Genomic DNA, 21,721 nt, shown 5'->3' with positions numbered 1-21,721 from the left:
TGTAAGGAATGGTAAGTAAAAGCAAGAGAAATAGCGAATAAAACCATCGTTATTTAACAGCTCAATAACGAACAATTTTCCTCTTCTCTGCTGCGCCTCGACGGCGGCAAAGACAGCGTGTGCGGCACGGCGACCTTCAAAAAAGACGTGTCGCTCTATGCAGAAGTAGATTATCGCAAAGAGATAAACAGCAATGGTGCCAAGGGCTGGGGCTACACCGGCGGGGTGCGCTGGACGTTCTAACCATGACTTATTAAGTCCATAATATCGGTCACAATTCTGTCATGAATATCTGCTTTGACAGGCCAGCGATGCTAAGGTTAGGTGGTTGTTTATTCGCCACCTCACTTTAGGTCGCGGTATTTGTTTTTAAAATGTCAAAGAGGCTTATTTATGAAACTTTTACCCCTTCTCGCGGTATTACCCTTGCTGTGCGCGTCAGTTGCCTCAGCCAACTCTCTCATGTCAGTGGGCTATTTCAACGGCGGCGGTGACGTCACTGCCGGCCCGGGGGGCGACATCGATAAACTCGACGTTCGCCTTATAACCCATCTCAACTACTCATTTGGTTTGGTTTACAACAATGAGGCGGGCGAAACCAACGCCGCGCTGAAAGACCCTGCCAAGTTGCACCAGATTTGGCTGTCACCCAAAGTTGAAGCCGATCTGGCAAAAATCCCCGCTTTGCGTAAACAGAACCCGAACCTGAAAGTGCTGCTTTCCGTCGGCGGCTGGGGCGCGCGCGGTTTCTCCTCGGCCGCAGCTACCCCGGAAACGCGCAAAATCTTCATTGATTCCGCAGAACAGATCGTAAAAAAATATGGCCTTGATGGCATCGACCTCGACTGGGAATATCCGGTCAACGGCGCGTGGGGACTGGTGGACAGCACGCCTGCCGACAAAGATAACTTCACCGCCATCTTGAAAGAGCTGCGTGAAAGATTTGGCAAACAGAAGCTGGTGACCATCGCCGTCGCCGCCAGCGCTGAAAGCCCGAAAAGCTGGATTGACGTCAAAGCCATCGCCCCGTCGTTGGATTACATCAACCTGATGACCTACGACATGGCCTACGGCACGCAGTACTTCAACTCCAACCTGTATGACTCCAAAGAGTGGCCAACCGTCGCGGCGGCGGATAAATACAGCGCAGATTTCGTGGTGAATAACTACCTCGCGGCGGGGCTGAAGGCCAGCCAGATGAACCTCGGCATAGGTTTCTACGGGCGGGTACCAAAACGCACCATGGAGCCTGGCATTGACTGGACCAAGCCAGACGCGCAGAAAAATCCGGTTACTCAGCCGTCGTTTAGCCCGACCGAGATTGCCTTGTTCAAGTCGCTGGGCTATGACCTGACCAAAGATACCTATGTGAAGTACAACGACATCGTCAGTAAACTGCTTAACGACCCGCAAAAACGCTTCACCCAGCACTGGGATGATGAGGCGAAAGTGCCGTGGTTGTCGATCAAGTCTGCCAAGGGCGATCCGCTGTTTGCTATCTCTTACGAAAACCCGCGCTCGGTGGCTATCAAAGGGGAATACATCAAAAGCAAAGGGTTGGCCGGGGCCATGTTCTGGGAGTTTGGTGCCGATGATAACAACCAGTTAGCCAGAACGCTGGCCGATACGCTGGGCGTTAAACACTAAGATAGACAGGCCTTAAGTCATCAACGTAATCAGCCACTTACTGGGTAAGTGGCTTTTTTGTGGCTTACGCAAAGGTCATAGAAGTGAATCAAGATAGGTCATGAATTCGCTGAGTTTTACCGACATCCCGCCGACGTTAAACAGCAGAGCAATCCACAGCAGTAACAGTAAAAACACCAAAATCTCTAAAAATCGGTAAAACACGCGCTTCCCTCGCTAAGTGTCTAGATTATCAGCCCAAGTCTTCACCAATCGCCATCCGATGCCCGTCCGGCGTCGCAATAGTGAATTCGCGCATGCCGTGTGGCGTGTCGGCAATAGGCTGAATAATAATCGCGCCCGAGGCGGTAAATTCATCATAAAGGGCAGTAGCATCATCAACATGCCAATAACCAAAGTAACTATGGTCGCCCAACGCCGAAGGCGCAATCGCATCCGGGCAATCCCCCAACATTATCCGCACTCCCCCCCGCACCGCCAGCTGCCAGCCACCTCCCTCCGGCCAGGCAAGGTAAAACCCTAACGCATCCCGGAAATAAGCCGAAGTTTTGGTGAGGTTGGGGACGGCAAGGACGTAGGAGAAGGGGGTTAGGTTGGGCATGTTGGTGGCCTTAATTTTAAATGTAGGGTTTAAAGTAGCGAGTTAGGCTTTGGCTTGTTTATAGAATTTAGTCGTGACAGCTAAAATGTAGCAAATAAATCCCGCATTCACTCTCGATTATGAATTCTGTATGAAGATTTCCATACCAGATTGGCGGGCTGGAAATGAGTTCATAAAATTTTGGCCTGATAGTCATCGAGATAATATGATCTTCAAACTCGGACATTATTTGGTTCTTAATTTTATCCGGTAGGTCGCTCATGGCTTTTGCTTCAAAAAACCATCTGTCCACTTCTTCTAATAGGTTCTTAAAATCAATAGCCTGCAGTTTTGGATGCCAGTATTCGACTGGGTGCTGAGGAGCGCGGCTTTGATAGTAACCAGATAGGGATTCAACAATCGAATGGGTAGTAGATAATTTTTCAATAAAGTAATCAGAAGAACGATCTGTATCATTATTCATGCAACCAAGGGCATTTAAAAAACCCTTTTAACTGTTCAGTTAATGGATCCATGAGGCAGGAGTTCCTTTATGATTTTAGTTAAGACACTATTTATGGTGGTGACGACAATATGCCAATTATCAGTCATTTTCATCTGACATTCAGAATCTGAGAGAGTTTTGGGATTTCTATAATCAATTTATGTTGGGGAATGGGTTTGGGAGATGTTGAGGAAGTACAAAAATGTTGTCTCCTACAGGAATCGAATTTAAAATCAACTGATTAAAAATTAAATGTTTTTTGAAATGTTGTTTTTTATACCCCTATTTATACCCATCAATGTTACCTCAATAAGTTAGTAGGGGTATCAGTCTCGACGGTTTGATGTGCACTCCTATTTAGGGTTGAAATCATGGACAATACTAATGATAGTATGTGGGATCGGCTCTTCAATTCTAAATCCTTCATCACTGAAGAAAACAAAATTCTTCCCTAAACCAAACGAACTTTCAAAAGCAATACCATCACAACTACTGAAACTCTTGAGGAATTCGCAAAGAAACTGTGTCGGTATATAATCTATACTTGAACTTTCTGGTTTAACCGGTTTTGATAGTTCATTAGATAATGTCTCTAGTAACTTGATTATCCCTATAATAGTCATGAAACGAGATTCATCAAATGCACAAACTGATAGTTTTTTTCTTGGTTGAGTCAGGTCAATAATCGATAGTTTCCTATTCGAAATAAAACTCGATATGTATATTGTACTTGTATTATTAGGTCTAACTTCTGCAATGCATGTGTTTTTTTGATTAGCTAGATACAGATAGGATATTCCGATAGGATTTGCCCTGCCAGCTGTAGCCTTTTCCTTTGGTGGCATCCCCATCTCTTGTTGGGATAATGGAGTTTCATGTATTCTGGCACGAAAAAAATCCTCTCCTTCATCATATTCAACTTTTAACTGTTCAATTATTTGGAATAAATCACTCTCTGCGTTGCTAATAGTAGGATCAAATAAAGATGAGTAAAGAGTATTCTTGGGGAAAAATCTATTTTGATGTTTAAGTTCTTCTTTGAAATTCTCCCACTCACTGATGTGTTCCTGAAAATCCTGCTTTAAAGTATATCTTTTATCTTCGTAATCCTCTCCTAATATCTCTGATGTCAGACGCTGGATAGACCTAACATCTTTATTAAAAATATAAAATAGATCATTTAATATTTCACTTAAGGGTAGACCATCATCAGACTCGGTTACTAAACCTAGAAATGGTTCAAAAAAATGAGATAATTCCTTAGGTTCAATGATGAAAGTATCTTCTTTACGGCAATGGCCACACCTTCCACTATGATGGGCCTTACCAATGAACTCAAGTATTTCTTTATCATGAAAACATTCAGAGCAACAGTATGGCATAAGCTATCTCACTTATTTTAAATAATTACAAATAGTCTCAATATGATGCTGTACTGTGATTTTTTTTACTAAACCTAACCCGGGAAAATGTTCAGTAGCGTGCAGTCTTCTCAATTCCTCAATACCAAAAGTATCATCGAATACCAAAGGGTTTCTATTGATAAAATGGATAGCATTATTTAATGCTTCTTCAAATTTTCCACCGGGGTTAGCGGGGCTATTGCTTGGTGATGAGGAAAAATGTCGTACGTACATTTGCTGGTTATCTTTGTCGATATAAGATAAATGGATAGTTACAACATATGCTGGACCTCCAGATTCAGAATATTCAGAGCCAACTATATTATAGTCACTGAAACCGATAGTATTAGGTCGAGAATTATAATTAGTATGCAACGATGAAAATTTTGACCTGTCTCTGTAGTCAGCATTTCTACTTTTCTTCTGAAAAGGATCATCTAGAAGAACAATGTTATTTATTTTTTCTATTTCACTATCGGAACTATCTGCAGGGACGATATTAAAATTTGATGATGAGAAAATTGCAAGATTTACATCTTCTACCATATCTGGAACGAATACAGCTTTATCATTTTTAGGTAATTCCCGCAAAATCACTGAGTAGTCATCGACTCCATCTTGAATTTGAATGCAAGGAGTGAAATTTAATGAGTTATCTAAAGATATAAGTCTTGGATAGAGATTGATATTTTTAGATTTAAAATCTCCGAGCAAAGGGTTGATGATGATTATTGGTTTAATATTAAATTCATTTATGGATTTTATTGTTTTTACTAAAGGTAAAAGATTTTCTCTTACCGGTTCAACTATAGGTTTAAATAAATTATTAGGCAGCTTTGGAGCTAATTCTCTTATCGCTACCAATTCAAACTGCTTACCTCTTATGAATGGAAAGTACATTTTATGTCCTTATTAATGGCTTGAGTGAGTATTTCTCCGAATGCCAATTTTTTTGATTTTGATAATTTGAAGCTAATTGCTGTGTTAATTAGTGAAGGCGGTAATTTACTAACAAAAATAGAGTCTGCCTTCCTGTTCATCTTGAGCACATGCTTAAATAATGCTCTAAGTTCATCTGAGCAAGCTTGGTTGAAAATGTCAAGACATAGAGAATACGTGTTCATATTGGATGTGGTTATGGGTTTATTTGTTAAACTCTCGGCCATAAAAACATACTCAGGTTTTCTTAACGAGCCAATTAAAACTTCTCGATCTATTTCGTGATTATTGATCTTAGCTTTCTTGATTTCTTTCAGAGCTCCCCTTACAGTAAACTCTAAAACACCGACCTCATCGGGGACACTAGACAAAACGTTATTAATGTGGCAACCATCACAAACAACATATACTTTATCAAAGATTTTAATATATGCCGAAAGCTGATCTTGCAATCTTTTTAAACTATCAAATTTAGTTTTTATTTCATAGCATGTAGTGTGGCCGTTAACAATCACACAATCAGCTTTATTGTTGCCGACTCTGAACTCAGAAAGCATTGTGGCTTCTCGAACAGAATGCCGCCCCAAATAGAGTTTATTAGCTATTGCATTTTTAAAAAAATATTCTGTTTTATAATCAATCAATAGCTTGCTGAATGCTAGTTCAAATACCTGAGCAACGAGAAGGTTAGGAGTTCGGGGTGTTAAAAAATCGTTCAAGACACGATAGAGAAACGAAAGGTCACCACTCGCTATTTTATTTATAGCTTGGCTGGTGAATAGTTGCGCCAGAACTCGACTATCAGTTTGGTTTTTCTCTACTGAAAACATAATAATACCATGATCTCGAATGTATCCATACTTAATAGTAGCTCATTTAATTCTTGAATCTCAACATATGATTCCATATATGTGAGAGAAACTTAAAACTCTATTTTTGTTGAAAAGTTGGGAAAAAATCTAAAAAATTCATATAGATAAATTGGTGTAGCTAATATTTCGTTCGCCCAAACTCTTTCCACGCTACGCCTGTCCGCTTCACATATCGGTTTTAAAATCTATACCTCAAAGCTTTAGTCTGCGTCAGTCCCAACGGTTCTGCGGTTAAGAAATAGGGCCGAATCGAAAAATCACTTAGTAATTATGCACTCTATCAATTTTATGTAAATTGGTGTTTAACGATTGTTTTTAATGGATTTTATTGACAGTAAGCTAGTAATCCTAAGATAGGAAGACAAGAGTAAGACTTATGGGATTTACCGCGTATCTCAGGTCTCTAAAATCATTGGAAATGAATCACAGTCAAAGATGCATAACCTTAAAATTAATATATGTATATTATGGAGTTATACTGAGTTTATGCGTTGAATGTATTGTGAAATGAAGTAGTAATGGTGTCCCCTACAGGAATCGAACCTGTAACTAGCCCTTAGGAGGGGCTTGTTATATCCGTTTAACTAAGGAGACACGGGCGGCTTGGGAAAGCGCCCGCGTAGTATACTCGTTTTTGCCACAATAATAAGGCGTTAGGCGGTCGTTTGGTTGTTTCGTCGCCAGTTATTGGGCTTTCTGTTGGTTTTCCTGCTTGTTCTTGGCTCTCTTCTGCTGCTTGGCCTTGTTCTGGTTGCTCATGTCATTGCGGATTTGGGCATGGCTGATGAGCGCGAAGATAAAGGTGCCGCCGATGATATTCCCGGCGAGGGTCGGCAGGGCGAAGGGCCAGATGAACTGGTGCCAAGGGATTGCGCCGGTGAACACCAGATAGAGGATTTCCACCGAGCCGACCACAATGTGCGTCAGGTCGGCGATGGCCACCAGATAGGTCATCAGCATGATCACCCACACTTTGGCCGCGCCTGCCGAGGGCAGCATCCACACCATGGTGGCAATCAGCCAGCCGGAAATAATGCCGCTGACAAACATCGCCGTCGGATCTTTCTTCATGATCTCCAGGCTGATGCTGCGAAAGGCCGCGTCGGTATCGGCGTCGAAAAACGGCACCAGGTGGAAGGCCAGCGCGGCGCAGGCGCAGCCAATCAGATTGCCGCCGAGCACCCAGCTCCACAGGCGCAGCAGCAGGGCGCTGTTTTTTAGCGTCAGCTTATGCATCACCGGCAGCACGGCGGTGACGGTGTTCTCGGTGAACAGCTGCTGGCGAGCCATGATGACAATAATGAAGCCCGCTGTGTAACCGATATTCTCGATGAAAAAGCGTTCTGGCGACTCCGGCAGGCGGGCGTGCAAAATGCCTTTGGCCATCATGGAGGCGCTAATCGACAGCCCGGCGGCTACCGCCGACCAGAACAGCGCCAATCCGTCGCGCTCCAGCTCCTTCTCCCCCTCTTGCCGAATCTGCTCGTGAACCGCCGCCGCGCGCGAGGGCAGATTCTCTTCATCAACTTCAATCTCAGTGCCTTGCGCATGCTCCTCGCTATCGACATCGTTCTCTTTATTCTGCTGTTTTGTGGCTTGATTCATGGTGTTTCCCCAGAAGTTTTGCGAGGCATCGCGGAAAAATAAAACCGTTTTAAGCATAGGACAGGGATGGTAGTTATGCTGCAAGACAGACGGGTAGTGGCAGGAACCACTGCAACCTCTGGCTGCGACGCATAGGATGCTTATGATATGATGTACCCTTGTGAATTTTACGGGATATTCCGATGTTTGAAGCCGTTAACCTGAGCTGCGTGCGCGACGAGCGCCCCCTGTTTAGCGACCTGAGTTTCACCATCGAGCCCGGTGATATGGTGCAAATTGAAGGCCAGAACGGCGCCGGGAAAACCAGCCTGCTGCGGATTTTGGCCGGGCTTTCTTCACCGGACTCCGGCGAAGTGCGCTGGAAGGGTGAGAATACTCGCCGCCAGCGCGACCTGTTCCATCAGGATTTACTCTTTCTCGGCCATCAGCCGGGGATAAAGTCAGTACTCACTGCATATGAAAATCTGGCATTTTATCAGTCGGTTGACGGCAAAGTTGATGGCGATGCTCTGTATCAGGCATTAGAAAATGTCGGCCTGCTGGGCTATGAAGATCTCACCGTGGCGCAGATGTCCGCCGGGCAACAGCGCCGCGTTGCATTGGCGAGACTATGGCTGACGCGTGCGCCGCTGTGGATCCTTGATGAACCTCTGACGGCTATCGACAAGCAGGGCGTGGCGACACTGATCGACCTGTTCGAAATGCACGCCGGACGAGGCGGTATGGTAGTGCTTACTACCCACCAAGACCTACAGGGCGTGAGCCGCGACGTGCGCAAGCTCCGCCTGACTAACGCAGAACTGCTATGACTCGATTAGGGAAGTTGGTCTAATGTTTATTAAAGTCCTGCGCCGCGAACTGAAAATCGCTTTTCGTAAAAGTGCGGAAATCATCAACCCGCTGTGGTTCTTCATCATCGTGATCACCCTGTTTCCACTGGGGCTGGGACCGGAACCACAACTGCTGGCGCGCATTGCGCCGGGCATCGTCTGGGTCGCGGCACTGCTCGCCTCGCTACTGTCACTGGAGAGGTTGTTCCGTGATGACTTCCTCGACGGCACGCTGGAGCAGCTACTATTGTTACCATCCCCGCTAGCGCTAACGGTTCTAGGCAAAGTATGTGCTCACTGGGTGGTCACCGGGCTGCCGTTATTGATTTTATCTCCGGTGATTGCATTGCTGCTGTCGCTGGATTTCAACACGTGGAAAGCCGTCGCGCTGACCATTTTGCTGGGAACGCCGACCCTGAGTTTTATTGGTGCCATTGGCGTGGCGCTGACCGTGGGCCTGCGCAAAGGCGGGGTGCTGCTGAGTTTGCTGGTATTGCCGCTGTATATTCCGGTGCTGATTTTTGCCACAGGTGCCATCGACGCCGCCTCTATGGGCATGCCGCTCGGCGGATATCTGGCAATTCTTGGCGCGATGCTGGCGGGAAGTGCGACACTCGCACCGTTCGCCACGGCGGCAGCTTTGCGAGTCAGCATTCACTGACCGGTTATATTTCGAACAGTCTTGCTGAACTCGAATTATTTCGGGCCAATATTATTCCGATCAATTTGGCTAAATTTACCTGTAGTTACAAATTGGCAGAAAAAGCGCAACCTTTGACTAACATCACACTTCTCTATAGGGAACAATATAGGGAAGGGGTATTCAGTGCGAATAAATAAGTGCGGATAGAAACCGGTTCCATCTCTTACCGCGCAATAGGCCAATAACGGTCCACGCGCCCCAGTGAAAGTCTTTTTAGAGTGAGCAACGATAACAATGTGGAAATGGTTACATCAACTCGCGCGACCCGAGCGTCTTTACTCGGTCTGCGGCCGGTTTATTCCGTGGCTCGGCATTCTGGGATTAGCCTGTTTGCTAATTGGCTGGGTCTGGGGCTTTGGCTACGCGCCGCCTGATTACCAGCAGGGTAACAGCTATCGCATCATGTACATTCACGTCCCGGCGGCTATCTGGTCGATGGGGATTTACAGCGCGATGGCGATTGCAGCCTTTATCGGGCTGGTGTGGCAGATGAAAATGTCTGACTTAGCTCTGGCCGCCATGGCACCCGTAGGTGCAGTCTTCACCTTTATTGCACTGGTCACAGGCTCCGCCTGGGGCAAACCTATGTGGGGAACCTGGTGGGTGTGGGACGCACGTCTGACCTCCGAGTTGGTGCTGCTGTTCCTCTATCTGGGGGCTATTGCCTTATATCACTCCTTTGAAGATCGCCGCCTTGCGGGGCGTGCTGCGGGCATTTTGGTGCTGGTCGGGGTGGTCAATATTCCCATCATTCATTACTCGGTGGAGTGGTGGAACACCCTGCATCAAGGCTCGACCAACATGCAGCAAACCATCGACCCGAGTATGCGCTACCCGCTGCGCTGGGCCATCTTCGGCTATCTGTTCTTCTTTATTACGCTGACGCTAATGCGCCTGCGTAACCTTATTCTTATTCAGGAACGCCTGCGCCCGTGGGTGGCGGAACTCGTTAATAAGGAGCGCCGCTGATGAACGCCGCATTCTCAAGCTGGCAGGCATTCTTCGACATGGGCGGCTACGCCTTTTATGTCTGGCTCTCTGTCGCAGCCACGCTGATTTCTCTGATTGCCTTAGTGGCGCACACCATGGTGCAGCGTCGGCAAATTCTGGCTGACGTTCGCCGTCGTCAGGCGCGGGAAAAGCGCATTGTGCAATCCAAACGAAACCCTACTAATGAATCGCCAGCCGCGACGAAGCCGGCTGTACCTCGGTTGAAACCGGACGCGTCCGGGGAGAAGTTATTGTGAATCCACGTCGTAAAAAGCGCCTTTCGCTGGCGCTGGTGGTGCTGGTCGGCCTTGGCCTGAGCATCTCTCTGGTGATGTACGCCCTGAGATCCAACATTGACCTGTTCTATACGCCGACCGAGATTCTGCAAGGTAAAGGTGAAAACCACGAGATGCCGTTTGTCGGCCAGCGCCTGCGCATTGGCGGCATGGTGATGCCCGGCTCGGTGAAGCGCGATGCCAAGAGTTTGCAGGTCAGTTTTAAAATTTATGACGCCCGTGGCGCGATTAGCGTGACCTACAACGGCATCCTGCCGGACCTGTTCCGCGAAGGGCAGGGCGTCGTGGCGCAGGGTGTGATGGAAGCCGGTAACGTGGTCAATGCTCAGCAAGTGTTGGCGAAGCATGATGAGAAATACGTTCCGCCAGAAGTGGAAGATGCAATGAAAGATGATAAAAAAGCCCCGGCTGCGGCCTACGCGGGTAACGATAAAGGAAGTGTTCGCTCATGATGCCGGAAATAGGAACGTTTTCCCTCTGTCTGGCTTTAGGTCTGGCGATACTCCTGAGTATTTACCCGCAATGGGGCGCGGCGCGGCAAGATAACCGCATGATGGCGATGGCGCGCCCGCTCTCTTACGGCATGTTCGCCACCATCACGCTGGCCTTTATCATTCTGGTTCACGCCTTTGTGGTGAACGACTTTACCGTTGCCTATGTGGCGAATAACTCCAACACCCGCCTGCCGCTCTATTACCGCATGGCCGCCACCTGGGGCGCGCACGAAGGCTCGCTGCTGCTATGGGTGTTACTGCTCAGCTGCTGGACGCTGGCGGTGGCGCTGTTTAGCCGCCGCATGCCGCAAGACGCCGTGGCCCGCGTGCTGGCCGTCATGGGGATGATCACCGCCGGCTTCCTGGTGTTTATCCTGCTGACTTCTAACCCGTTTATTCGCACTTTGCCGGGCTTCCCGGTGGACGGCAGCGACCTTAACCCCGTGCTGCAAGATATTGGGCTGATTTTCCACCCGCCATTGCTGTATATGGGATATGTCGGCTTCTCCGTGGCCTTCGCGTTTGCCATTGCCTCGCTGATAGCGGGCCGACTGGATACCGCGTGGGCGCGCTGGTCGCGACCTTGGACGACGGCGGCATGGGTGTTCCTGACCATGGGCATCGTGCTTGGCTCGGCATGGGCTTATTACGAATTAGGCTGGGGCGGCTGGTGGTTCTGGGATCCGGTAGAAAACGCCTCGTTTATGCCTTGGCTGGCAGGCACGGCGCTGATCCACTCGCTGGCGGTGACTGAAAAACGCGGCACCTTCAAAGCCTGGACCGTGCTGCTGGCCATTACCTGTTTCTCACTCTGCCTGCTGGGGACCTTCCTGGTGCGCTCGGGCGTGCTGGTGTCGGTTCACTCCTTCGCCTCTGACCCGGCGCGCGGCATGTTTATTCTGGCCTATCTGGTGATCATCATCGGCGGCTCGTTGCTGCTGTATGCCATCAAAGGGAACTCGGTGCGTGCGCCAAGTCGCCACGAACTGCACTCGCGCGAAAGCTACCTATTAGGCAATAACGTGCTGCTGGTGGCCGCCATGCTGGTGGTGCTGCTTGGCACGCTGCTGCCGTTGATCCACAAACAGCTCGGCATGGGCAGTATCTCCATTGGAGAACCCTTCTTTAATACCATGTTTACTTGGTTGATGGCCCCGCTGGCCCTGCTGTTGGGCATCGGCCCACTGGTGCGCTGGCGTCGCGACGAGCCAAGCAAGCTGTGGCGTCGTCTTGGCGTGGCTTTAGTGGTGACGCTGCTGCTGTCGATTCTGCTGCCTTGGCTACTGCAGGACAAAATTGTCGGTATGACGGTGGTCGGCCTGCTGATGTCAGTGTGGGTGATTGTCCTCACTCTGATGGAGCTGCACGAGCGCGCCACCCATCGTCACACCTTCTGGCGCGGCTTGACCCATCTTTCCCGTAGTCATTGGGGTATGGTGCTGGGGCATCTCGGCGTCGCCGTCACGGTGATTGGTATCGCCTTTAGCCAGAACTACAGCGTCGAGCGCGATGTGCGAATGAAAGCGGGCGACAGCGTGGATATCCACGATTATCACTTTGTTTTCCGCGATATGCGCGACATCCAAGGCTCCAACTATTCCGGTGGCGAAGCCAATATCGACGTCACCCGTAATGGCAAGCCTGTCACCACCTTGCATGCTGAAAAACGCTATTACAGCGTGGCGCACACCATGATGACCGAAGCGGCAATTCACGGGAATCTGGCGCGAGACCTCTATGCCGCACTGGGTGAAGAGATGGATGACGGCTCGTGGGCCGTGCGCCTGTACTACAAACCTTTCGTGCGCTGGATCTGGCTCGGCGGCATCTTTATGGCCTTTGGCGGCGTGCTCTGTATTCTCGACCCGCGTTATCGCATGAGCAAAAAACTCAAGCGTCAGGGCAAAGCGGAGGCTGAAGAGGCATGAGTCGCAAACTGCTATTTATCCCCCTGGTGCTGTTTTTGGCGCTGGCCGCGGCCTTTATGGTGCAACTGACCCGTAACGCCAACGGCGATGACCCGACCCTGCTGGAGTCGGCGTTGATCGGCAAACCGGTGCCGGTATTTAAGCTGGAATCGCTGTCGCAGCCGGGCAAAACCTACGACCAGTCGGTGCTGCGCGACGGCAAGCCGATTCTGCTGAATGTCTGGGCGACCTGGTGCCCGACTTGCCGCGCCGAGCATGAATATCTCAATACGCTGGCGGTGAAAGGCATCCGCGTGGTGGGGCTGAACTATAAAGATGACCGGCAGAAAGCAGTTAACTGGCTGAATACGCTGGGTAATCCCTACGCGCTGAGCCTGTACGACGGCGACGGCATGCTGGGCCTTGATCTCGGCGTGTACGGCGCGCCGGAGACTTTCCTGATCGACGGTCAGGGCATCATCCGCTACCGCCATGCCGGTGATATGAATGCTAAAGTGTGGCAAAACGAAGTCCTGCCGCTGTACAAAAAATATGGCGGTGACGCATGAGAGCCGTTACTTCACTTTGCGCACTGATCCTCGGTCTGAGTCTGAGTTGGGCGGCCTTTGCCGCCATTGATACTTACCAGTTCAAGTCGGAGGCGCAGGAGCAGCAGTATCGGCAAATCACCGAGCAACTTCGCTGCCCGAAGTGCCAGAACACCAGCATCGCGGCCTCGGATTCGATCATAGCGGCCGATATGCGTACCAAGGTTTATCAATTACTTAATGAAGGCCAAACGCGCGAGCAGATTGTGCAGTATATGGTGGCGCGATACGGTAACTTTGTGACCTACGAACCGCCAGTTACGCCTTCCACGCTTATTTTATGGCTGGGTCCTCTGCTGTTTGTACTGATCGGCGCGTCGGTGATTGTCATGCGCGCGCGTCGCCAGAATGGACAAACAGGGTCAGAAACATCGGTGAAACAGGGCGTGTCAGCGTCAGAGCTTTCAATAAAAGAACAACAGCGGCTGGCGCAGTTACTGACTGATGTCACGAAGACAGAGAGCGACGGGAAAGGATCATGAGTATTTTTTGGCTGACTATTGTAGTGATGCTTATTATCGCGCTGGCACTGTTTTTGGTGCCGGTGATGCGTCGCGACAGGGCAGAACACACGTCGCGCGATGCGCTGAACAAAGCTTTTTACCAACATCGTCTGAGCGAGCTTGAGCAAGACGAAGAGCAGGGCGTGGTTGACGAGCGCCCGCAGCATATTCGCGAATTGCAGGAAAACCTGCTGAGTGATATTCCCGAAGAACAGCAGCGCGCCGCGCAGCCAATTGGCCGCTGGACGCTGGTGCCGGGCGCACTGTTACTCGTGCTGGTCACGCTGGGGTTCTACCTCTATTCCGGCGGTTTAACCCAGGTCAGCGCGTGGAATAATGTCATGCAGCGCATGCCAGATTTACGCCACCGCGTGGCCGATGACAATGCGCCAGCCTTAACCATGAATGACGTGCAGGATCTCGGCTTAGGGCTGCGTACCGAATTGCAGCGCGACCCGAACAATGCGCAAGACTGGATGATGCTCGGCCGCGTGGGTATGGCGCTGGATAATGCCAATACCGCGACGCAGGCTTTTGCCCATGCTTACCAGCTTTCGCCGAACAATATGGACATCAAGCTCGGATATGCGGAAGTGTTAACTCGCTCCGGCGATCCGCAAGATAACATTAGCGGCGGCAAACTGTTGCGCAGTATGCTGGAACAAAATCAGGGCAACCTACGCGTCCTGAGTTTGCTAGCCTACAATGAATTTGAGCAGGGGCATTATCCGCAGGCCATTGGTGCCTGGGAGCTAATGCTGAAGATTCTGCCGGCCGGGGATAAACGCGCTGAAATGGTTCGCGCCAGTATTGAGCAGGCGAAGGCCAAATCGGGGCAGAACTCCGCTAAATTGGCGGTTAACGTGACGCTATCTGATAACGCCGCGAAGAGTATTCCGCAGCAAGGCACGGTGTTTATTTCGGTCACCGATGGCAGTAGCCCGGTGCCGATTGCCGTGAAGAAACTGCCTCTGAGCCGCTTCCCGCTTGCCATGACAATGGATGATTCCAATGCCATGATGCCGGAAAGATTGCTTTCTTCGCTGCATCAGTTAAAAGTACGCGTTCGAATTTCACAAAACGGACTGGCGAAGCCAGCCGCAGGTGACTGGTACGGCGACAGTCCGCTGACTGATTTTTCCGGCAATGGACAGGTCAGCATTGAGATTAATCAGCAGGTTCCCTGACAGCGGAACTGAAGAAAAATAGGGAGATATCCATGAACTTACGCCTGACTGGGCTGGCGTTTGCGACCGCGCTGCTGGTGGGTTGTGCCGGTACATCATCGGACAGCGAACCGCAGGGACGTTCTGATCCGCTTGAAGGTTTCAACCGGACAATGTTCGACTTCAACTACAACATCATGGACCCTTATGTGCTTCGTCCTGTTGCTGTGGCGTGGAGAAACTATGTCCCGATGCCAGCGCGTAACGGGATGACCAACTTCTTCGATAACCTCGATGAGCCAGCCAGCATGGTGAACGCCTTCGCACAGGGTGATCCTTACCGTGCGATGATCCACTTTAACCGTTTCTTCCTTAACACCCTGCTGGGGATGGGCGGCCTGATTGACGTGGCGTCAATGGCTAACCCGAAACTGGCGAAAGAAGAGAAGCGCGGCTTCGGCACGACTTTGGCACACTATGGCGTAGGTTATGGCCCTTACGTGCAGCTTCCGGCTTACGGCAGCTTCACTCTGCGTGACGAAGGCGGCGACACTGTCGATTACCTCTACCCGATGCTCAGCTACCTGACCTTCTGGATGTCGGCCGGTAAGTTCGTGCTTGAAGGTGTTGAAACCCGTGCCGAATTGCTCGACTCCGATGCTATCTTGCGTAACTCGTCTGACCCTTACCTGATGGTGCGTGAAGCTTACTTCCAGCGTCACGACTTCCTGGCAAGCGGCGGCAAGTTAACGCCGCAGAACAACCCGAACGCCGCGGCGATTCAGGATGATCTGCAAAGCATCGACTCAGCTAACTGATTCAGATACTGCCTATGAAAAAAGCGCCTTTCGGCGCTTTTTTTGTGTCTGGCAATCAACAATCTAAGCCAGCTATTGCAAGCTGTCACATTAGAAACTGTAGTTGAAGTTAGCGCCGTACAGCATCGCGGTACCTTTGGCCTGGAACTCATAGTTCGGCACGCCATTCGCCACTTTCTCGCTGATGTTAACCGTCTGGCCGTGCATGTAAGACACACCCAGGTCAACAGACGCATCTTTGTTAAACGCATAAGTGGTACCGGCGCTTATCCAGAAACGGTCTTGGTCAGGAATAGAGATGGTGCGGTTGTCTGCTGGAACCGGGCTATCGTCGAAGGCGATACCGGTACGGAAAGTCCAGTTATCGTCATAGTAATAGGTGGTACCCAGCGCGATGCGGTAGGCATCGTGATAGTTTTCTTCTTTTTGGAACAGCGTCTGGCCGTTGTTGCCGGTGGCTTTCAGCTCCTGGAATTCGCTCCAGCTGGTGTAAGCCAGGCTATAGTGAATCGCCCATTTCGGTGCCACTTTGTTATAACCAGAGATTTCCCACATTTCCGGCAAGTTCAGTGTCAAAGAGCCAGGAATAGTGCTGCCACCGGTGCCGCCCGCCTGAACTGGGACGCTGTTGCGGTAATCGCCTTTAAAGTCGATATCCACTTTGGAACGGTAGGTGAAACCGTAGCGGTTATTTTCATCCACTTCATACAGGATACCGGCGTTCCAGCCATAACCCCATTCGTCACCTTTCAGGTGAGCAATCTCGGTTTTTGCCGGGAGCTGGCCGCGAGACTGAATTGGACCAAGTTCACCCGCGGTACGGCTGATTTTCGCTTTGGCCCACACGGCGTCGAAGCCTAAACCTAAGCTGAAGTGCTCGTTAACACGGTACGCGGCGCTTAAGTTGTTGTTGATGGTGATCAGGTCGGTTTTGCCGCCTAAAGGACCTGCCGCGTAGTTGTCATTGAACTCGGTCGCCAGACCGTAGTTGGAGGTGGAAGATGCGCCCAACGCCCACTTGTCGTTCAATGGCAGAATGAAGTGCAGGTTCGGCACCCACTGGTTTGGCGCGATGTTATCGGCGTCAGTGCTGTTGCCGGTGATTGGCGAGCGACCCGTAATGTTGACGTCAGGGGCGACGTAAATCGCACCGCCGGAGAAAGAAGGGCGATCAAACATGGTCATGGTTGCCGGGTTTCGGCTGCCAGATGCTGCGGTATCAGCAATGGCCCCTTCACCTGAAAACGAACGGCCAAGACCGGCTGCGGTGTATTCATTTAACTGAAAACCGGCCGCATACACGTTTGAGGAAACAATTGCCACTGCAGCTGCCAGAGCTGATCTTTTCAACAGGTTTTTCTGGTTCATGACCAAAACCTCAATTTTATGTTTTTATCAAACAATGTTACATCAAGTAACAATGAGCGCGGGATTGTAGGGTTCGTTCTCAGTCTGACAAATCAGACCAGTGAGCGAAGTATAGGTCCGACCTGTACACATGTTGCAATGATGTTTCATGGATATTTCCAATTTGATGCCAGAAATTAGATCCGCTTAACAAAAAACATACAGCTCCGGCGGAACTTAATAACTTGGAAGATAAAAATTGGTGACATTTATAACCTTTTGAATTTATTTCTGTGATATTAGTCACTTAAAAGACACACAAAAAGTAAGTGCTAGGCGTAGCGGCTGAGCAGGCGTAAAATAGTGGATGAAAATACACCTTTGAATGACCAACAGGGCCGACCGCCAAGGCGTAAATTTGGCCCAGGAGAAGATTATGTCCGAAGCAACTTTGTCATCGAAATCCACCCAGCCTCTGCACTCCATTAACAAATGCGGCGCGGAAGAAACGGCGGCCTGCTGTTGCGTTGACGTCGGTACTATCATGGACAACACCGACTGCACCGCCTCCTACAGTCACGTTTTTGCCAACGAAGCCCAGGCCAATGAGATGTTAAATAGCCTGACCGCCAAAGCGCGCGCGGTGGAATCTGAGCCTTGCGTCATTGATAGCCGAATTGAAAAGGTTGAAGGCGGCGTCGAGCTGAATATCGACTTCACATTCTCTTGCCAAGCCGAAACCATGATCTTCCAGCTGGGATTGCGCTAATCCCCGTCACAAAAATGAGCCAGTTCTTCAAGCCGCGACCCCTGTGTCGCGGTTTTTTTTTGCAGTCGCTCGCAGTTCCCTCCTTTAGGCATTTGCTAAATGTAAACATATGGTTAAAACTGACTTATCAGGTCTGACCTCTTAATTTGGAGTCCGTATGAATAAGGTTATCCCGCTGGTGACGCGTGAAGGCGATCGCATTGCGATTGTCGATGGTTTACGCACGCCATTCGCTAAGCAGGCCACGGCGTACCACGGCATTCCGGCGGTGGATTTAGGTAAGATGGTGGTCAGTGAGCTGCTGGCGAAAAGCGGCATTGACCCCCAAATCATTGATCAGCTGGTGTTTGGGCAGGTGGTGCAAATGCCCGAAGCACCGAATATTGCGCGCGAAATCGTGCTCGGCACCGGCATGAGCGTCTCGACCGACGCCTATAGCGTCTCCCGCGCCTGCGCCACCAGTTTTCAGGCCGTGGCCAATGTGGCGGAAAGCATCATTAGCGGCTCGGTCAGTATCGGCATCGCCGGGGGCGCGGACTCCTCTTCGGTCTTGCCGATTGGGGTCAGCAAACGGCTGGCTCGCACTTTAGTCGATGTGAATAAAGCCCGCACGCTGTCACAGCGCCTGGCGCTGTTTAGCAAATTGAAATTCCGCGACTTGCTGCCGGTGCCGCCCGCCGTGGCCGAGTACTCCACCGGCCTGCGCATGGGTGACACCGCCGAACAGATGGCGAAAACCCACGGTATTTCCCGCCAGCAGCAGGACGAACTGGCGCACCGTTCCCACACTTTAGCGACTCAGGCGTGGGAGAACGGCTATCTCGATTCGCAGGTGATGGCCGCCCAAGTGCCGCCGTACCGCGACGTTTTGCAAAAAGACAACAACATCCGCACTCAGTCAGAACTGAGCCAGTACACCAAACTTCGCCCGGCGTTTGACCGCCGCCACGGCACGGTCACTGCCGCGACCAGCACGCCATTAACCGACGGCGCTGCGGCGGTGCTGATGATGAGTGAATCCCGCGCGCGCGAACTTGGCCTAAAACCTCTGGGTTATCTGAAAAGTTTTGCCTTCGCCGCCATCGACGTTTGGGAAGACATGCTTCTTGGGCCAGCCTATGCCACGCCGATTGCGCTGGACAGGGCAGGGCTGACGCTCGGCGATTTAGACTTAATTGAGATGCACGAGGCTTTCGCCGCGCAAACGCTGGCAAACATCAAAATGTTCGCCAGTGAGACGTTCGCCCGTGAGAAGCTGGGCCGTGAACAATCCATCGGCGAAATAGACTGGGAGAGATTCAACGTGCTCGGCGGTTCACTGGCCTATGGCCATCCTTTTGCCGCCACCGGGGCGCGCATGATCACCCAAACATTACACGAGCTTCGCCGTCGCGGCGGGCGTTACGGGCTGACCACTGCCTGTGCGGCGGGTGGTTTAGGTGCCGCAATGATTCTGGAGGCAGCCGAATGACCGACGATCTGTTCTTACTGGAGAACCAGCCCGATTCTGCATTCAAACTGACCTTTACCAACCAGCACGTTGGCATCATCACCATCGACGTGCCGAATGAAAAGGTGAATACCTTAAAGGCTGAATTTGTTGAACAAATCGGCACGATTTTGCAGAAAGCCCAGCAATATTCACAGTTGAAAGGGCTGGTACTGATTTCCGGCAAAACCGACTCTTTTATTGCCGGGGCTGATATCAGCATGATCAGCGGCTGCAAAACGGCCCGCGAGGCCAGTGAGTTAGCCACCAAAGGCCAGACGGTGATGTCGCACATTTCGGCATTCCCGGTGCCGGTGGTGGCCGCCATTCACGGAGCCTGCCTCGGCGGCGGGCTAGAGTTGGCGCTGGCCTGCCACGCGCGAATCTGCTCACTGGACGATAAAACCCAGCTTGGCCTGCCTGAAGTGCAGCTTGGCCTGTTGCCGGGTTCCGGCGGCACGCAGCGACTGCCAAGGCTGATTGGCGCGCCGAAAGCGCTGGATATGATGCTCACCGGGCGCAGCATTCGCGCCAAGCAGGCTCAGCGAATGGGGCTGGTGGACGACGCCGTGCCGCAATCCATTTTGCTGCAAACCGCCATCGATCGCGTGCTGCAAGGGCGCAAAACCCGTGCACCTCTGCCCTGGCAGGCGCGTTTGGCGGGCGGTCCCTTGGGCAAGGCACTCCTATTCTCGGTAGTTCGCAAGAAGACCCGGGCTAAAACCCACGGTAACTATCCCGCTACCGAAAAGATCATCGACGTGGTGAAACAGGGGCTGGATAGCGGGCGTACCAGTGGTTATCAGGCCGAGGCCGAAGCCTTTGGCGAGCTGGTGATGACGCCACAGTCGGCGGCGCTGCGCGGCTTGTTCTTTGCCTCCACGGCGCTGAAAAAAGAGCGTGGCGCAGACGCCGACCCTCTGCCACTGCGCCGAGTCGGCATTCTCGGCGGCGGGCTAATGGGCGGCGGTATCGCCAATGTCACCGCCACGCGCGCGGGCCTGCCGGTGAGAATCAAAGACATCAATCAGGAAGGCATTCGCCACGCGTTGAAATACAGCTGGGACCTGCTGGAGAAGCGCGTTCGCCGTGGTCGACTGAAAAAGGCCGAGCAGCAGCGCCAGATGATGCTGATCTCCGGCACCACGGATTACAGCGGCTTTGAGCGCGTCGATCTGGTGGTCGAAGCCGTGTTTGAGGATTTAGCGCTGAAGCAAAAAATGGTCGCCGAGATAGAACAAAATGCCTCTGAGCATACGGTTTTTGCTTCAAACACCTCTTCTTTGCCGATTCACGACATTGCAGCCACGGCCAGTAGGCCGCAGAACGTGATTGGGCTGCACTATTTCAGCCCGGTAGACAAAATGCCGCTGGTGGAAGTGATCCCGCACGCAGGAACCAGTGAGCAGGCCATTTCCACCACCGTCGCGCTGGCGAAGAAACAGGGGAAAACGGCGATTGTGGTGGGTGATAGCGCCGGGTTCTATGTAAACCGCATTCTCGCTCCTTACATTAATGAAGCGGCGCGCTGCTTACTAGAAGGGGAGCCGATTGAACACATTGATAAGGCTCTGGTTGATTTCGGTTTCCCGGTCGGGCCGTTGCAATTACTGGACGAGGTAGGGATCGACGTCGGTACTAAAATCATTCCGATTCTGGTGAATGCTTTAGGCCCGCGTTTTGCCGCGCCGCGCGCGCTGGACGCCGTGCTGGAGGACGACCGTAAAGGGCGCAAAAACGGCAAAGGCTTCTATCTCTATGCGGATAAAGGCCGACCGGCGAAGAAGAAACAGGCTGATCCGGCAATTTATCGGCTGCTTAACCTGTCGCCAAAACAGCAGCAGGGCGGGGAGTTGATCGCCCGCCGCTGCGTGATGCTGATGCTCAACGAGGCGGTGCGCTGTCTGGACGAAAATGTTATTCGCAGCGCCCGCGATGGCGACATTGGCGCGGTGTTTGGCATCGGCTTCCCGCCGTTCCTCGGCGGCCCGTTCCGCTACATTGACCAGCTTGGCGCGGCGGAGGTACTGAAAACCTTGCAGGGCCTGCAACAGCATTATGGCGAGCACTTCGCGCCATGCCCTGGCCTGATACGCCGAGCGCAAGAGGGCAGCCGCTTCTATTCATGATGTGGTTGGTCATGATGCTGTTCGCGGTAAAAAGCGATTGATCGACTGATGATGAAAAGCTTTCATGCCGGAATTATTTCAGCGCGCATGAAAGCTCATCATCCTGTGACAACGATCACGG

General features: G+C 51.2%; 23 protein-coding genes and 1 tRNA gene. 15 read left to right on the top strand and 9 right to left on the bottom strand.

What is annotated here, in order from left to right:
• Positions 1–117 precede the first annotated feature (117 nt).
• Together V2154_RS14400 and chiD are read left to right on the top strand one after the other, a co-directional pair.
• Entirely contained in the window at positions 118–243 is a 126-nt protein-coding gene (locus tag V2154_RS14400) for a hypothetical protein (RefSeq protein WP_353502829.1), read from the top strand.
• A gap of 150 nt (positions 244–393) precedes the next feature.
• Positions 394–1,647 (top strand): chitinase ChiD, encoded by a 1,254-nt coding sequence (chiD, locus tag V2154_RS14395; protein WP_353502828.1) that lies wholly within the window; start codon positions 394–396, stop codon positions 1,645–1,647.
• Positions 1,648–1,722: 75 nt separating this feature from the next.
• Here the strand turns inward: chiD and V2154_RS14390 are convergent, their stop codons facing one another.
• From V2154_RS14390 to V2154_RS14355, 8 genes are all read right to left on the bottom strand, one after another.
• Entirely contained in the window at positions 1,723–1,851 is a 129-nt protein-coding gene (locus V2154_RS14390) for a hypothetical protein (protein ID WP_353502827.1), read from the bottom strand.
• A 28-nt stretch (positions 1,852–1,879) separates the two neighbouring features.
• The gene (locus tag V2154_RS14385; RefSeq protein WP_353502826.1) at positions 1,880–2,248 is read right to left on the bottom strand and encodes a VOC family protein; all 369 of its coding nucleotides are present in this window, start codon (positions 2,246–2,248) and stop codon (positions 1,880–1,882) included.
• A 67-nt stretch (positions 2,249–2,315) separates the two neighbouring features.
• Entirely contained in the window at positions 2,316–2,711 is a 396-nt protein-coding gene (locus V2154_RS14380; RefSeq protein WP_353502825.1) for a hypothetical protein, read from the bottom strand.
• A 374-nt stretch (positions 2,712–3,085) separates the two neighbouring features.
• Positions 3,086–4,114 (bottom strand): RES family NAD+ phosphorylase, encoded by a 1,029-nt coding sequence (locus tag V2154_RS14375; protein WP_353502824.1) that lies wholly within the window; start codon positions 4,112–4,114, stop codon positions 3,086–3,088.
• A gap of 12 nt (positions 4,115–4,126) precedes the next feature.
• Positions 4,127–5,035 carry a sce7725 family protein gene (locus tag V2154_RS14370; RefSeq protein ID WP_353502823.1) on the bottom strand — a complete coding sequence of 303 codons (909 nt, stop codon included), beginning with the start codon at positions 5,033–5,035 and terminating at the stop codon, positions 4,127–4,129.
• Positions 5,017–5,904, bottom strand: a complete 888-nt coding sequence (locus V2154_RS14365; RefSeq protein WP_353502822.1) for a sce7726 family protein — start codon at positions 5,902–5,904, stop codon at positions 5,017–5,019. The genes V2154_RS14370 and V2154_RS14365 overlap by 19 nt, the downstream gene beginning before the upstream one ends.
• Positions 5,905–6,465: 561 nt before the next feature.
• Positions 6,466–6,540: transfer RNA gene (locus V2154_RS14360), tRNA-Arg, on the bottom strand.
• 90 nt (positions 6,541–6,630) lie between these two features.
• On the bottom strand, positions 6,631–7,551 hold the full coding sequence (locus tag V2154_RS14355; RefSeq protein ID WP_353502821.1) for a formate/nitrite transporter family protein: 921 nt from the start codon (positions 7,549–7,551) through the stop codon (positions 6,631–6,633).
• A 182-nt stretch (positions 7,552–7,733) separates the two neighbouring features.
• Between V2154_RS14355 and ccmA the strand changes: the two genes are divergently transcribed.
• From ccmA to mlaA, 10 genes are all read left to right on the top strand, one after another.
• Positions 7,734–8,360: a cytochrome c biogenesis heme-transporting ATPase CcmA gene (ccmA, locus tag V2154_RS14350; protein WP_353502820.1), complete on the top strand. Its 627-nt coding sequence runs from the start codon at positions 7,734–7,736 to the stop codon at positions 8,358–8,360.
• Between the two features lie 22 nt (positions 8,361–8,382).
• A complete protein-coding gene (gene ccmB, locus V2154_RS14345) occupies positions 8,383–9,042 on the top strand; it encodes a heme exporter protein CcmB (protein WP_353502819.1) in 660 nt (219 codons plus the stop codon).
• Positions 9,043–9,318: 276 nt separating this feature from the next.
• Entirely contained in the window at positions 9,319–10,053 is a 735-nt protein-coding gene (locus V2154_RS14340) for a heme ABC transporter permease (protein ID WP_353502818.1), read from the top strand.
• Entirely contained in the window at positions 10,053–10,331 is a 279-nt protein-coding gene (gene ccmD / locus V2154_RS14335) for a heme exporter protein CcmD (protein ID WP_034791911.1), read from the top strand. Before V2154_RS14340 ends, ccmD begins: the two co-directional genes overlap by 1 nt.
• A complete protein-coding gene (ccmE, locus tag V2154_RS14330; protein ID WP_034791908.1) occupies positions 10,328–10,822 on the top strand; it encodes a cytochrome c maturation protein CcmE in 495 nt (164 codons plus the stop codon). Before ccmD ends, ccmE begins: the two co-directional genes overlap by 4 nt.
• A complete protein-coding gene (locus V2154_RS14325; RefSeq protein ID WP_353502817.1) occupies positions 10,819–12,792 on the top strand; it encodes a heme lyase CcmF/NrfE family subunit in 1,974 nt (657 codons plus the stop codon). The genes ccmE and V2154_RS14325 overlap by 4 nt, the downstream gene beginning before the upstream one ends.
• Positions 12,789–13,340, top strand: a complete 552-nt coding sequence (locus V2154_RS14320; protein ID WP_353502816.1) for a DsbE family thiol:disulfide interchange protein — start codon at positions 12,789–12,791, stop codon at positions 13,338–13,340. The genes V2154_RS14325 and V2154_RS14320 overlap by 4 nt, the downstream gene beginning before the upstream one ends.
• Positions 13,337–13,861, top strand: a complete 525-nt coding sequence (locus V2154_RS14315; protein ID WP_353502815.1) for a cytochrome c-type biogenesis protein — start codon at positions 13,337–13,339, stop codon at positions 13,859–13,861. The genes V2154_RS14320 and V2154_RS14315 overlap by 4 nt, the downstream gene beginning before the upstream one ends.
• Positions 13,858–15,069 carry a c-type cytochrome biogenesis protein CcmI gene (ccmI, locus tag V2154_RS14310; RefSeq protein ID WP_353502814.1) on the top strand — a complete coding sequence of 404 codons (1,212 nt, stop codon included), beginning with the start codon at positions 13,858–13,860 and terminating at the stop codon, positions 15,067–15,069. Before V2154_RS14315 ends, ccmI begins: the two co-directional genes overlap by 4 nt.
• Positions 15,070–15,101: 32 nt before the next feature.
• On the top strand, positions 15,102–15,866 hold the full coding sequence (gene mlaA / locus V2154_RS14305) for a phospholipid-binding lipoprotein MlaA (protein ID WP_353502813.1): 765 nt from the start codon (positions 15,102–15,104) through the stop codon (positions 15,864–15,866).
• A gap of 90 nt (positions 15,867–15,956) precedes the next feature.
• Here mlaA and fadL read toward each other — a convergent pair whose 3' ends face one another.
• A complete protein-coding gene (fadL, locus tag V2154_RS14300) occupies positions 15,957–17,234 on the bottom strand; it encodes a long-chain fatty acid transporter FadL (RefSeq protein ID WP_353502812.1) in 1,278 nt (425 codons plus the stop codon).
• 415 nt (positions 17,235–17,649) lie between these two features.
• Here fadL and V2154_RS14295 point away from each other — a divergent pair, with 415 nt between their 5' ends.
• The 3 genes from V2154_RS14295 (at position 17,650) to fadJ (ending at position 21,600) form a co-directional block, all read left to right on the top strand.
• Positions 17,650–17,982, top strand: coding sequence for a YfcZ/YiiS family protein (locus V2154_RS14295; protein ID WP_353502811.1), 333 nt, complete (start codon positions 17,650–17,652; stop codon positions 17,980–17,982).
• 157 nt (positions 17,983–18,139) lie between these two features.
• A complete protein-coding gene (fadI, locus tag V2154_RS14290; RefSeq protein WP_353502810.1) occupies positions 18,140–19,453 on the top strand; it encodes an acetyl-CoA C-acyltransferase FadI in 1,314 nt (437 codons plus the stop codon).
• Complete coding sequence (gene fadJ / locus V2154_RS14285; RefSeq protein ID WP_353502809.1) at positions 19,450–21,600, top strand: fatty acid oxidation complex subunit alpha FadJ; 2,151 nt, start codon at positions 19,450–19,452, stop codon at positions 21,598–21,600. The genes fadI and fadJ overlap by 4 nt, the downstream gene beginning before the upstream one ends.
• Positions 21,601–21,721: the final 121 nt, after the last annotated feature.

This window comes from Ewingella sp. CoE-038-23 (genome assembly GCF_040419245.1).
GTDB lineage: Bacteria > Pseudomonadota > Gammaproteobacteria > Enterobacterales > Enterobacteriaceae > Ewingella > Ewingella allii.
This window is presented reverse-complemented; position numbering and strand designations above follow the sequence as displayed.